Annotated in this window: 9 protein-coding genes; 6 read left to right on the forward strand and 3 right to left on the reverse strand. The window is 70.4% G+C overall.

Features of this window, described 5'->3' with window-relative positions; translation table 11 throughout:
- Nucleotides 1–20 precede the first annotated feature (20 nt).
- Nucleotides 21–1,385, reverse strand: coding sequence for a rhodanese-like domain-containing protein (locus ACFXPL_RS12680; RefSeq protein ID WP_384916876.1), 1,365 nt, complete (start codon nt 1,383–1,385; stop codon nt 21–23).
- 359 nt (nt 1,386–1,744) lie between these two features.
- Here ACFXPL_RS12680 and ACFXPL_RS12685 point away from each other — a divergent pair, with 359 nt between their 5' ends.
- The 4 genes from ACFXPL_RS12685 to ACFXPL_RS12700 all read left to right on the forward strand — a co-directional run bounded on the left by ACFXPL_RS12685 (nt 1,745) and on the right by ACFXPL_RS12700 (nt 7,655).
- Nucleotides 1,745–2,197: a GntR family transcriptional regulator gene (locus ACFXPL_RS12685; protein WP_384916879.1), complete on the forward strand. Its 453-nt coding sequence runs from the start codon at nt 1,745–1,747 to the stop codon at nt 2,195–2,197.
- Nucleotides 2,198–2,201: 4 nt separating this feature from the next.
- Nucleotides 2,202–3,134, forward strand: coding sequence for an ABC transporter ATP-binding protein (locus ACFXPL_RS12690; protein WP_384917022.1), 933 nt, complete (start codon nt 2,202–2,204; stop codon nt 3,132–3,134).
- Nucleotides 3,131–4,186 carry an ABC transporter gene (locus tag ACFXPL_RS12695; protein WP_384916882.1) on the forward strand — a complete coding sequence of 352 codons (1,056 nt, stop codon included), beginning with the start codon at nt 3,131–3,133 and terminating at the stop codon, nt 4,184–4,186. Before ACFXPL_RS12690 ends, ACFXPL_RS12695 begins: the two co-directional genes overlap by 4 nt.
- A gap of 82 nt (nt 4,187–4,268) precedes the next feature.
- The gene (locus ACFXPL_RS12700) at nt 4,269–7,655 is read left to right on the forward strand and encodes a S8 family serine peptidase (protein WP_384916885.1); all 3,387 of its coding nucleotides are present in this window, start codon (nt 4,269–4,271) and stop codon (nt 7,653–7,655) included.
- Between the two features lie 403 nt (nt 7,656–8,058).
- On the opposite strand, the gene ACFXPL_RS12705 is transcribed toward ACFXPL_RS12700, so the two are convergent.
- Together ACFXPL_RS12705 and ACFXPL_RS12710 are read right to left on the reverse strand one after the other, a co-directional pair.
- The gene (locus tag ACFXPL_RS12705; protein WP_384916888.1) at nt 8,059–9,387 is read right to left on the reverse strand and encodes a class I SAM-dependent RNA methyltransferase; all 1,329 of its coding nucleotides are present in this window, start codon (nt 9,385–9,387) and stop codon (nt 8,059–8,061) included.
- A 106-nt stretch (nt 9,388–9,493) separates the two neighbouring features.
- On the reverse strand, nt 9,494–11,542 hold the full coding sequence (locus tag ACFXPL_RS12710; protein ID WP_384916891.1) for an APC family permease: 2,049 nt from the start codon (nt 11,540–11,542) through the stop codon (nt 9,494–9,496).
- A gap of 381 nt (nt 11,543–11,923) precedes the next feature.
- Here ACFXPL_RS12710 and ACFXPL_RS12715 point away from each other — a divergent pair, with 381 nt between their 5' ends.
- Together ACFXPL_RS12715 and ACFXPL_RS12720 are read left to right on the forward strand one after the other, a co-directional pair.
- Complete coding sequence (locus ACFXPL_RS12715) at nt 11,924–12,592, forward strand: potassium channel family protein (RefSeq protein WP_384916894.1); 669 nt, start codon at nt 11,924–11,926, stop codon at nt 12,590–12,592.
- A complete protein-coding gene (locus ACFXPL_RS12720) occupies nt 12,592–13,269 on the forward strand; it encodes a potassium channel family protein (protein ID WP_384916897.1) in 678 nt (225 codons plus the stop codon). The genes ACFXPL_RS12715 and ACFXPL_RS12720 overlap by 1 nt, the downstream gene beginning before the upstream one ends.
- The last annotated feature ends 134 nt before the right edge of the window (nt 13,270–13,403 follow it).

The raw sequence follows: 13,403 nt of genomic DNA on the forward strand, positions 1-13,403 counted from the left end.
TCTCGTGCGGTGGCGGGGTGTCAGCCGGTGGTCAGTGGCAGGCCGGCGTCGGTGGCGGCGTCGAAGCCGTCGTCGACGGCGACGACGTCGCGGCCGGCGGCGTCCAGCAGGGATGCGGCGATCGCGGCCCGCATACCGCCGGCGCAGTGCACCCACACCGTCCCGGGTGGAACCTCAGCGAGGCGGCCGTGGAGCTCGTGGATGGGGATGTGCACCGACCCCGTAATCCAGCCGTTCGGCCGCTCGGAGTCACGGCGCACGTCCAGGACCACCACCCCGTCGCTGCTGTGTGCGGCGAGTCCGCCGAAGGTCGAGTGGGGGAAGGAGGCCGGGGCCTGTCCGGCGGGCAGCCAGGCGGCGGGGGTGCCGGTGGCGGCGGCGGCCGGGCGGTCGATGCCCACCCGCACCAGCTCACGCTGGGCGTCGGCGAGCTGCTCGGCGGACTCGGCGAGCAGGGTGACCGGCTTGCCCCAGGGGATCATCCAGGCGAGGTAGGTGGCGAGCTTGCCGTCGGCCTCGAAATTGAACGACCCGTCCACGTGTCCTTCGGCGAACGCGACACGGTTGCGCAGGTCGACGACCCATTCGCCGGCCGCGAGGCGGGCTGTGATCTCGTCGGCGTCCGCGAGGGCGGGCGGGGTCAGGTCGAGCGGTGCGGGGCCCGCGGCGTTGGCCGGGCCCATGTGCGCGTAGTAGGCGGGCACGTCCTCCAGCCCGGCCAGCAGCTCCGCGACGAAGGTGTCCACGTCGACGGTCAGCGCGGTGTTCGCCGTCTTCTCCTTGCCGATCGTGGTCTCCTCCCCCTCCGACTGGACCGAGGAGCAGAAGCTGTCGAAGCCGTGGGTAGGCAGCACAGCCGTCTCGTCGGGAAGATCGGAGACCAGACGATGGGCGGAGGCGTGCTGGGCGCGGGCCAGCTCCTCGGTCAGCCGCGGCTCGACCAGGTCCGGGCGGCCCACCGTGCCGATCAGCAGGGACCCTCCGGTGAAGACGACCACTGCACGCCCCGCCTCGTGCAGGGCGTAGGAGGTGTGGTGCGGCGTGTGTCCCGGGGTCGCGATCGCCGTCAGCGTCACCCCGCTGCCGGGGTCGATGTCCGCGGTGTCGCCGTCCGCTACGAGCACGCGGTCGAAGGTGACGTTCGCGCCGGCCGGTACGAGGTAGCGGGCTCCGGTGATCCGGGCGAGTTCGAGGCCGCCGGTGACGTAGTCGTTATGGATGTGGGTCTCCACTACGTGGGAGATCCGCACACCGCGCCGGGCGGCGGCCGCCAGGACCTGGTCGATGTCGCGCGGCGGGTCCACCGCTACTGCGGCACTCTCACCGCCGGCCAGGTAGCTGCGGTTGCCGAGACCTTCCAGCTCGATGGTGTCAACGAAGAACACGCCGGTACTCCTTACGAATGGAAATTACCCGGGGGGGGAGAGGGCTCCGCGCCCCGGCCCTCGGCCGGTCCAGAGGCGGTCCGAGCAGCAGATTCACCTGGCCTGCGGTGGAGTCCTCCCATGGGTTGCCGTTCTGCCCGCTTCCGCTTCCGCATGCGCCGAACCCGGCCATGAGGGCCATCGTCAGACCGGCCACCATCAGGCGTCTCTTGCTGGACATGCCTTGTTCCCTGTCCGCCGATGTCCCAAAAAAGCGGTCAGGGCACCTCCCACCCGCTTCTCCTCGTCCCCCGGCCGGCATTGACAACCACCCGCGCACCCCTCCATCATCATTCCACTAATCAAGTAGTGGAATAGTGGTGGTGATCGTGGAGTACCGCATCGACAGGCGGAGCGGGGTCCCCGCCTTCCAGCAGATCGTGCACCAGACCAAGCAGGCCCTCCGGCTGGGCGTACTCGTGCCGGGTGACCGGCTGCCCACCGCCAAAGAGGTCGCCGCGACCAGCACGGTCAACCCGAACACCACCCTCAAGGCGTACCGCGAGCTGGAGCGCGAGGGCCTGGTCGAACCGCGACCGGGCCAGGGCACCTTCGTACGCCGCACGCTGGGCCGCCCCGAGACGGGCACCGACTCTCCGCTGTACGGGGAGCTGGTGGCGTGGATGTCGAAGGCGGCCGGGGCCGGTCTGGAGCAGGAGGACGTGGCCGCGCTGGTCGCGTCGGCGATGGAGAAGCAGTACGCCGCCGGGAACGTGGCGGCAACGGGGTCCACGGCAACGGGGTCCACGACAACCAGGAGCACAGGTGAGTGAAGGTATGTACGCGGAGGAACCGGCGATCGAGGCGCACGGGCTGGGGATGCGCTACCGGCGGGGCTGGGCGTTGCGGGACTGCTCCTTCCGGCTCCCGGCGGGACGGATCTGCGGCCTGGTGGGCCCCAACGGGGCGGGCAAGACCACGCTGCTGAGCATCGCGGCCCATGTCCTGCAGCCGACGAACGGCTCGATCAGCCTGTTCGGTGAGGCTCCGGGCTCGGTGGAGTCCGGTCGGCGCACAGCGTTCCTCGCCCAGGAGAAGCCCCTGTTCCGCCGCTTCACCGTGGCGGAGACCCTGCGTCTGGGCCGGGAGCTGAACCCCGGCTGGGACCAGCGCGCCGCCGAGGACATCATCCGCGCGGGCAACGTGCCCTTCGACGCGAAGATCAGCACCCTCTCCGGAGGCCAGCGCACCCGCGTCGCCATCGCCCTCGCCTTCGGGAAGCGCCCCGACCTGCTGATGCTCGACGAGCCGATGTCGGACCTCGACCCGGTCGTGCGCCACGAGATCATGGGCACCCTCCTCGCCGAGGCCGCCGAGCGCGGCACCACCGTGCTGATGTCCACCCACGTCCTCGCCGAACTGGAGAACGTGTGCGACTACCTCGTCGTCGTCTCGGGCGGCGGAGTGCGCCTCGCCGGTGACGTGGACGAGCTGATGTCCGTGCACACCCTGGTCACGGGCGTCAAGGAGGGCGAGAGCATGCCCGCCGCCCTCGGGCACCACACCCTCGTCGAGTCCCGGACCGGCGGACGGCAGTTCACCGCGCTCATCCGCCCCGAGGGCCCGGTCACCGGCCCCTGGGACATGAACGCCCCGACCATGGAGGAACTCCTGCTCGCCTATCTCCGCTCACCCGACGCACCACCGCTGATCACCCCCACCGCCCAGGTCCACGGCCAGGGGTTCGGCACCGGGGCGGTGGCGGCATGAGCACCTTCACCCGCGGCTCGACCCGCACCTCGACCGGCTCCACGAGCGACGGCAAGAACGGGACCATGAACGGGACCACCACGGAGGCCAACCGGCGCCCCCGACTCAGCGGTATGACCTGGCTGGTCTGGCGCCAGCACCGGGCCGCGTTCTGGACGATCCTCGTCGCCACCGCGCTCTCCGTGGCCTGGATCGTCTACCAGCGCGGCCAGCTGGTCGACTTCCTCGACGGCTACGGCTATCCCGGCAAGAGCCTCGACGAGGCGGGCGCCAAGTTTCAGCAGTACAACAACGCGTTCTCCTTCGTCTCCATGGGGCTCCAGGCGATACCCATCCTGCTCGGTGTCTTCCTCGGCGCCCCGCTCGTCGCGGGCGACCTGGAGAACGGCACCGCCAAGCTGGTCGCCGCCCAGTCCATGAGCCGGACCCGCTGGCTCGCCACGAAGCTGGCGCTGGCCGGACTGGTGGTAGTGGTGAGCACGGGCGTGATGTCGGCGGTGTTCGGCTGGTGGTGGAACCCCGTCAGGTCCGAGGTCACGATCATGGACTGGACCTCGGGCGCCGCGTTCAACACGACGGGCCCGGTACCTGTCGCCCTCACCCTCTTCTCCGTCTTCGGCGGGGTGGCGATCGGTGCGGTGCTGCGGCGCACGCTGCCGGCCATGGTGGTCACCTTCGGTTTCACCGTCGTCCTCCAGCTCGTCTGGGACTACTTCCTGCTGTCGCTCGGCAACGTCGTCACGGTCACGACGAACAAGGGTGTCATGGACGAGAACGCGTTCCCGTCGCTCCCCCGCGGCGCCTACGAAATCGACCAGTCGTATGTCACCGGCAGCGGGGATCTGGCGGGCTGGAGCACCTGTTCGGAGTCGCAGACCGACGCGGCACGGCAGGTGTGCCTGGACAAGGCCGATGTCGTGGGCTGGGCGGTGCAGTACCTCCCGATGTCGCAGATGAACGCCATGCAGTGGTTCGGGGCGTCGATTCTGTTCGCCCTGACCGCCGGTGTCGTGGCGTTCCTCTTCTTCTGGGGTCGTAAGCGGCTCGTCTGAGTCCGTACGCCCCGCGCCCCTTTGCGAAGGGGCGCCTCTTTCCCCCTCTGTTTCTTTGTCCCGTCCGCCGGGCTGCTCTGCCATGCCCGAAGGTCCAGAGAGAAGGCATGCCTTGAATCACCGTAAGAGGCGAGCGAGTGAGGCTTCCGCTCTCGCCGTGCTCGTCGCCGCCGCCCTTACCTCGGCCCTGCTCGGTGCCCCGGAATCCGGGGCCGCACAGTTCGACAGGGGTACGGCAGGTACGGCCGGCGCCCTCGGCAAGGCCAGGACAGTCACCCTCGTCACCGGTGACCGGGTGACCCTGGACTCCGCCGGCCAGGTCACCGGCGTACGGCCCGCCAAGGGGCGGGAAGGGACCACCTTCCGAATAGCGCGGGACGCCGACCGGACCTATGTCGTCCCGCGTGACGCCGAGCGGCTGCTCGCCAACGGCACCGCCGACCGGCGGCTGTTCGATGTGACGCAGCTGGTGAAGTGGGGGTACGACGATGCCGCCCGCGCCGATCTGCCGCTGATCGTGACGTACGCCAAGGGCCGTGCCCTCGCGCCGAGCGCGCTGTCCGCCGCCGGGGCCCGGGTGAGCCGGGACCTGCCCAGTGTGAACGGGGACGCGCTCAGGGCCCGTAAGGCCGACGGCGCCGAGCTGTGGGAGACGCTCACCGGGAGCGGGGGGTCGGCGCGGGCCAGGTCGGCCGCCGCCGACAAGGTCGAGCGGATCTGGCTCGACGGCAAGGTGGAGGCGGCCCTCGACCGGAGCGCCGCGCAGATCGGCGCCCCCGAGGCGTGGGCCGCCGGGTACGACGGCAAGGGCGTCAAGGTCGCCGTGCTGGACACCGGGGTCGACGGCACGCACCCGGATCTGAAGGGCCGTATCGACGCGGCGAAGAACTTCTCGGAGTCCGCGGACACCGTCGACCGGGTGGGGCACGGCACGCATGTGGCGTCCACTGTCGCGGGGTCCGGGGAGAAGTCCGGCGGCAAGTACAAGGGGGTCGCGCCCGGCGCCCGGCTGATCAGCGGCAAGGTGCTCGACGACAGCGGGTACGGCGAGGAGTCCGGGATCATCGCCGGTGCTCAGTGGGCGATCGCCGAGGGCGCCAAGGTGATCAACGTCAGCCTGGGCGGGCCCGACGGCCCCGGTGATGACCCCCTCGAACAGGCCGTGAACGACCTGTCCGCCTCCTCCGGCGCCCTCTTCGTGATCGCCGCCGGCAACGACGGCCCGGCCGCGGGCACCGTCGGTTCGCCGGGCAGTGCCGCCGCCGCGCTCACCGTGGGCGCGGTGGACCGTACCGACGCGATGGCCGAGTTCTCCAGCCGAGGGCCGACGGCGGACGGTTCACTGAAGCCCGACCTCACCGCCCCCGGCGTCGACATCGTCGCCGCGAAGGCGGCCGAGGGCATGTTGGGCGACCCGGCCGCCGACGGCTATGTCTCGATGAGCGGTACGTCGATGGCGACCCCGCATGTCGCGGGCGCCGCCGCGATCCTCGCCCAGCGTCACCCCGACTGGACCGGCGAGCGCATCAAGGCCGCCCTCACCGCGTCCGCCAAGCTGACCGCCGGTGTGTCGGCGTTCGCGCAGGGCACGGGACGTACGGACATCGTCCGCGCGCTCGACCAGCAGCTCACCACCACGCCGACCACCCTCGGTTTCCCCACTCAGCAGTGGCCGCACACCGACAACCAGCCGGTCACCAAGACCATCACCTACCGCAACGACGGCGACCGCCCCCTCACCCTCGACCTGGCCGTCGAGGCGTACGGCGAGGACGGAAAGCCCGCCGCCGAGGGCATGTTCGAGGTCTCGCCGAAGCGGCTCACCGTCCCGGCGGGCTCCACCGCGACCACCCAGGTCACCGCCGACTCCAGCGCGGGCACGGTCGACGGCGACTTCGGCGGCTCGGTCACCGCGACGGACGGGGCGGGCACGACCGTACGGACCGGTGTCGGCGTACAGCGCGAGGTCGAGTCGTACAACTTGACCGTCAAGCATCTCGACCTGAAGGGGAAGCCCACCGGGCGTTCGCAGACCGGGGTGCAGGGGCTGGACAACCAGATCTGGAACGACTACTCGGACGACACGGACGGCGAGATCACCGTACGGCTGCCCAAGGGCCGTTACAGCCTCGAAGGCCGTATCGACACGGGCGCCACCCCCGACGCCGGGGACCTCGCCCTCCTCATCAACCCGAAGTTCTCGCTCACCCGTGACACCACCCTCGTCATGGACGCCCGCAAGGCCGAGCCGATCCGGATCACTGTGCCGGACAGCAGGGCCAAGCACACCGACGCCACCTTCAACTTCGGCTTCGACATCGACCGGAACCGGAGCGTCACCACGTACGACGTGGGCAGCTTCGGCAAGCTGCGCGTCGGGCAGTTCGGCGCCCGGCTGCCCGCGAGCGAGGCGTTCGCGCAGTACAACGGCGCCTGGACGCACGGAAGTACGAGCTACCGGCCGGCGATGAACCGTACCGGTGATCTGGCCGGTTTCACCGTGAACCTGAAGCCCTCGCAGTTCGCCAAGGTCACGATCGCGGCCGGTGAGCCCTCCAAGGGCAAGCAGGGGTCGCTCGTCGCCGCGCCCATCATGCCGGGTGGCTCCTGGGCCGACTTCTACCCGACCGAATTCTCCCTGCCGGCCACCCTCACCGAGTACGTCCTGCCGGGCGTGAAGTGGCGGTACTCCGTGTGGCAGGAGGGCGGCCCGGACGCGGACGGCGAACGCGTGATGGACGCCGGCCAGTGGACCGCGAACCCCCGTGCGTACAGCGCGGGCAAGCAGTACACCGAGCGGTTCAACACCGGCGTCTTCGGCCCGCACCTCACGGGTCCGCTGACCGGCCTTGAGGACCGTCCGGGTGCCGTCCGGGTCGGCGACACCTTCACGGCCTACCTTCCTCTCTTCTCCGACGGCGCCGGCCATGTCGGCGAATCCCGCTACGGCAAGGCCAAGAGCACCCTGTACGCGGGCGGCACGAAGGTCTTCGCCGTGGACACGGACCTGGCCGACGTCTCGTACGAACTCCCCGCCGCCAAGCGCACGTACCGTCTCACCACGGACGTCTCCCGCCCGGCCTCGGTGTCGTCGGTCTCCACCCGTGTCACCGCCGAGTGGACCTTCACCTCCGCGCACGTCACCGGTGCCGGACAGCGACTGCCGCTGTCGGCGGTGCGCTTCTCGCCCAAGCTGAGCATGGCGAGCACGGCCAAGGCCGGTACGCGGTTCTCCGTCCCGTTCGCCGTCGAGGGCGCGGCCACCGCACGCGCCGCCCGCAAGCCGGCCTTCTCGGTCTCCTACGACGACGGCCGCACCTGGCACCCGGCGAAGACGGTCGCGGGCAAGCGCCTCGACCTGCGCCACCCGGCGAAGGCGGGCGCGGTCTCGCTGCGCGTGACGCTCACGGACAAGGACGGCAACACCCTGAAGCAGACGATCCACCGGGCCTATCGGACCGTCAAGTAGGCGGCTGTAGAAGCGTGTTGGTTGGGCGCCCGGGTCGGCTTCGGCCGGCTCGGGCGCTCCTGCTGTGAACGGGACCCGCTGACCGTCGGAAAGTGAGAGGGGAGGAGGGGAGCGCGCTCGCGCGCCGCACCTCTCGGGCGGTGACGGGCTGGTGGCGCCACTTGTAGAACCGGCCCTCCATACATGTGGCTGGGTAAGGCCGCTTGGCACCACGAAATTCTCGACCACCCGCCACGCCCGCCCAGTCGACAAGACGGGCTGACCAGCAAATCCGAATACCTGACGACCCATCAGAACGAGCGTCACATGAGCGCCAAGACGCCTCGTAGAGCGTCATTTCAGCGTCAAGATATCGCCCGTAACGCCCACACCGCACATCACGCACACCACTCGAACCCGCAGGTCAGGCGCCCTTTGCGACCGGTTCAAGGATCGCCACGCACTCCACGTGGTGCGTCATCGGAAAAAGATCGAACGCCCGCAGCGTGCGCGGCTTGTAGCCGCCCTCCCGGAAGTACGCCAGGTCGCGCGCGAGGGCCGCCGGGTCGCAGGCGACGTAGGCGATGCGGCGCGCGCCCAGGCTCGTGAGGTGTTTGACCGTCTGCTTGCCGGCGCCCGCGCGGGGCGGGTCCAGGACGATCAGGTCTGTTTCCGTGATGCGGGTGCGGGGGAGCACCTGGTCGACCTTGCCCTGTTCGACGCGGACCTTCGGGAGGTCCTTCAGGTTGTGGCGGGCGTCCTCGACCGCGCGCTTGCCGGATTCGATGCCCAGTACCGCGCCGTTCTCGCCCACGCGCTCCGCGATCGCGCCGGCGAACAGGCCGACCCCGCAGTACAGGTCGAGCGCGGTCTCGCCCTTCCTCGGCATCAGGCCCTGCATCACGGCCTCCACCAGCAGTTGCGGCGCCTGCGGGTGGACCTGCCAGAAGCCGCCCATGCCGACGCGGTAGGTACGGCCGTCGGCGCGTTCGCGGACGAAGGCGCGGCCGTGGACGCGGTGCACCCCGCCGTCGTGTTCCTCGACCCGCAGGACGGAGACGGGTTTGTCCAGCTCCACCAGCGGGAGCCGGCCGCCCTCGCGCGGGGTGAGGATGACCTGGCGGTCGCCGGAGCCCGAGGCGGCGATGGCCTCCACGGAGGCGATCTGCGGCCATTCCCGCCGCTCGACGCCCAGTTCGCTGACGCCCTCCGCGGCGATCAGGCAGTGGTCGACGGGCTCCACGTCGTGCGAGCGGTGCTTGCGCAGACCGGCGCGGCCCTTCTCGTCGACCGTGTACTGGACGCGCGAGCGCCACGCCGGCACCTCGCCCGCCGGGACCTTGTCGCCGGGCGCGGGCATGACCGTACCGTCCCAGCCGGCCTCCTCCGGGGTGAGTCCGGCGAGCCGCTGGAGCTGCTCGGCGATGACCTCGCCCTTGAGGCGGCGCTGCGCGCCGGGCTTGGCGTGCTGCCAGTCGCAGCCGCCGCACCGTCCGGGGCCCGCGTACCGGCAGGGGGCCTCGACCCGGTCCTTGGAGGCGTCGAGGATCTCCACGGCGTCGGCGCGCAGGTAGCGCGAGTCGGCCTCGCCCTCCGTCACCCTGGCGCGGATCCGCTCGCCGGGCAGGGCGTGCCGTACGAAGAGCACCCGGCCCTCGTCGGTACGGGCGATGCAGTGGCCGCCATGGGCGACGGGGCCCACCTCGACCTCGTACTCCTCCCCGATCAGCGAAGCCTGCGGTTCTGTGCTCATGACGGGGTGGCTCCAAAAGATCAAGGGGTACGGGCCGGACGGCCGGACGACAGCCCTCAAGTCTACGTGCCGGGCCTGGTCCGCGCGTCCGCCCGGCGCCGCCCCGTCACTCCCCCGCGCCGGGGTCCTTCGGCCGCGCGTCGACCGGACCGCGCCGCACGGCGCCCGGCGCGTTGTACATCCCGCGCCGCTTGGCCCGCTGCTTCGCCAGCTCCGAGGATTCGAGCTGGTACGGCACCGAGGTGACCATCACGCCCGGTGTGAAGAGGAGCCGTCCCTTGAGGCGCAGTGCGCTCTGGTTGTGCAGCAGGTGCTCGTACCAGCGGCCGACGACGTACTCCGGGATGTAGATGCTGATCGCGTCGCGCGGGTTCTCGGTGCGCAGTCCGCGTACGTACTCGATGACCGGTCGGGTGATCTCCCGGTACGGGGAGTCGAGGATCTTCAGCGGTACGTTGATGCCGCGCCGCTCCCACTCGTCCTTGAGCGCCTTCGTCTCCGCCGCGTCGACATTGATCGACAGCGCCTCCAGGGTGTCCGAGCGCATCAGCTTGGCGTAGCCGAGGGCGCGCAGCGTCGGCTTGTGGAGCTTGGAGACCAGCACGATGGAGTGGACGCGCGAGGGCCGTACGGTGTCGGCGGCCGAGTCCTCGGAGGCGGCGATCTCGGCGGCGACCCGGTCGTAGTGCCTGCGGATCGCGGTCATCGTCCCGTAGAAGATCACCATCCCGAGCAGGGCGACCCAGGCGCCGTGGGTGAACTTGGTGGCGAGGACGACGATCAGCACCAGCCCGGTGAAGAAGGCGCCGAAGGTGTTGATCGCCCGGGAGCGCACCATGTGGCGTCGCTTGGCGGTGTTCCGTTCGGTCCGCAGATGGCGGTTCCAGTGCCGGACCATGCCGGTCTGGCTGAGCGTGAACGAGACGAACACGCCGACGATGTAGAGCTGGATCAGCCGGGTCGAGTCGGCCCCGTACACACCGACGAGGAGGGCCGCGGCCCCGGCCAGCAGCACGATGCCGTTGGAGAAGGCGAGCCGGTCGCCGCGGGTGTGGAGCTGACGCGGCAGATAGCGGTCCTGGGCGAGGATCGAGCCGAGCAGCGGGAAACCGTTGTACGCGGTGTTCGCGGCCAGGAAGAGGACGAGCGCGGTGGCCGCGGCGAGGACGACGAAGAGGAACGTCCCGCTGCCGAAGACGGCGGCGGCGACCTGGGAGATCACCGGGTTCTGGATGTAGCCGGAGCCGACCGGGACTCCGCCGTTGAACAGGTCGGTGGCCGGGTTCTCGGCCATCTTGACGTCGGTGGCCATGGCCAGCCCGATGATGCCGCAGAACATGGTGACGGCGAGGCCGCCCATCAGGGCGAGCGTGGTCGCCGCGTTCTTGCTCTTGGGCTTGCGGAAGGCGGGTACGCCGTTGCTGATGGCCTCGACGCCGGTCAGCGCGGCACAGCCGGAGGAGAAGGCCCGCAGCAGCAGGAAGACGAGCGCGAATCCGGCGAGCCCCTGGTGCTCGGGCTTGATCTGGTAGTCGGCGGTGGGCGCCTGCATGGTCTCGCCGAGGACGAGACCGCGGAAGGCGCCCCAGGCGATCATGATGAAGACGCCGCCGACGAAGACGTAGGTGGGGATCGCGAAGAGCTTGCCGGACTCGCGTACGCCGCGCAGGTTCATCACGGTGAGCAGCACGATGACCGCGACGGCGCAGAGGACCTTGTGCTCGACGACGAACGGGATCGCGGAGCCGAGGTTCTCGATGCCGGAGGAGATCGACACGGCGACGGTCAGCACGTAGTCGACGAGCAGCGCGCTCGCGACGGTGAGGCCCGCCTTGGGGCCGAGGTTGGTGGTGGCGACCTCGTAGTCGCCACCACCGCTCGGGTACGCGTGCACGTTCTGCCGGTACGACGCCACGACCGTGAACATCAGGACGACGACGGCCAGGGCGATCCACGGGCTGAAGTGGTACGCCGACACCCCCGCGATGGACAGGACAAGGAGTACTTCTCCCGGCGCGTACGCCACCGAGGACAGCGGGTCGGAGGCGAAGACGGGAAGGGCGATGCGCTTGGGGAGGAGGGTCTCCCCAAGCCTGTCGCTGCGCAGCGCCCGCCCGATCAGGATGCGTTTGGGCACGTCGGTCAGTTTGGACACGAAGGGATCGTATGCGTTCGAACAGTGACGTGTACGGGCACCACCCCCATCCGGTGCTCTGCGGTCTCCGCGGCGTCAGGCCGCCGTACGGGAGTCGCTCGGCGCCGTACGGCGGCCCCCGGCGGGCCCGCGTCAGGCGGGGTCGCGCGGTCCGCGGGGCACCGGCCCGTCGTCGGCCTGTCGGTCCTTACCGATACGTTGGACCCGGGCAATGGCAGGCGCCGCCCCCGTCCCCGGGAGGGGAGCGTGCCGGGGACCACCGGCATGATGGTGCCTGGCGGACCGTGAACCGGCCGCCGTGCAGCCCGGCGAGCCGAAAGAGAGACATGAGCAGGACATTTACGCAGGTCAGAGGACCTGCGGGGAGCGTGGTGTAGCGCCGTGCATATCGTCATCATGGGCTGCGGCCGGGTGGGCGCCGCACTGGCGCAGACCCTGGAGCAGCAAGGGCACACGGTCGCCGTCATCGACCAGGACCCCACAGCGTTCCGCCGGCTCGGCTCCGGCTTCGGCGGCCGTCGCGTCAGCGGTGTCGGCTTCGACCAGGACACCCTGCGCGAGGCGGGCATCGAGGACGCCGGCGCGTTCGCCGCGGTGAGCAGCGGCGACAACTCCAACATCATCGCCGCCCGGGTGGCCCGCGAGATGTTCGGCATCGAGAACGTCGCGGCCCGTATCTACGACCCGCGCCGCGCCGAGGTCTACCAGCGGCTCGGCATCCCGACCGTGGCCACGGTCCGCTGGACCGCCGACCAGATGATGCGCCGTCTGCTGCCGTCCGGGGCGGAGCCGCTGTGGCGCGACCCGAGCGGCGGGGTGCAGCTCGCCGAGGTCCATACGTCGGAGAGCTGGATCGGCCACAAGATCAGCACGCTCCAGGAGGAGACGGGCGTCCGCGTGGCGTTCCTCACCCGGTTGGGCGAAGCGATGCTGCCGACGTCGCAGACGGTGCTCCAGGAGGGCGATCTCGTCCACGTGATGATGCGTACGGACGACATAGGGAAGGTCGAGGCGGCATTCGCCGAGGGCCCGGACGGAGGCGGGAACTGATGCGCGTCGCCATTGCCGGAGCAGGCGCGGTGGGCCGTTCCATCGCGGCGGAGCTGCTGGAGAACGGGCACGAGGTGCTGCTGATCGACAAGGCACCGACCGCCATCTCGGTGGAGCGGGTGCCGCTCGCCGAGTGGCTGCTGGCGGACGCCTGCGAGATCACCTCGCTGGACGAGGCGGCGCTCCAGCGCTGCAACGTGGTGATCGCCGCGACCGGTGACGACAAGGTCAACCTGGTCGTGTCGCTGCTCGCCAAGACGGAGTACGGCGTGCCGCGGGTGGTCGCCCGGGTCAACAACCCCAAGAACGAGTGGCTGTTCAACGAGGCGTGGGGCGTCGACGTCGCGGTCTCGACGCCTCGGCTGATGTCGGCGCTGGTGGAGGAGGCGGTGAGCGTCGGCGATCTCGTACGGCTGCTGCGTTTCAGCCACGGCGACGCCAACCTGGTCGAACTGACCCTGCCGCCGGAGTCCGCGGTGACCGGGACTCAGGTCGGTTCGGTGAGCTGGCCCGAGGACACCTCGCTGGTGACGATCATCCGGGGGACGCGGGTGCTGACGCCCCATCCGGAGGAGACCCTGGAGGCGGGCGACGAACTGCTGTTCGTGGCGGCGCAGGCGCGCGAGGAGCAGTTGGAGGACCTGCTGTCGGTACGTCGCGAGGACACCGCGGACTGACGGGCCCTCCCAGGCCCCTCCCGTACACCTGTGCACGAACATGTGCGCCGATACGCGAAATCGCCGGGCAGGTCGCGACCTGCCCGGCGATTCGTCCGTACGCGTGCCACCGCCGGTTCCGTACCCGTGCCACC

This window comes from Streptomyces sp. NPDC059092, assembly GCF_042756365.1.
GTDB lineage: Bacteria > Actinomycetota > Actinomycetes > Streptomycetales > Streptomycetaceae > Streptomyces.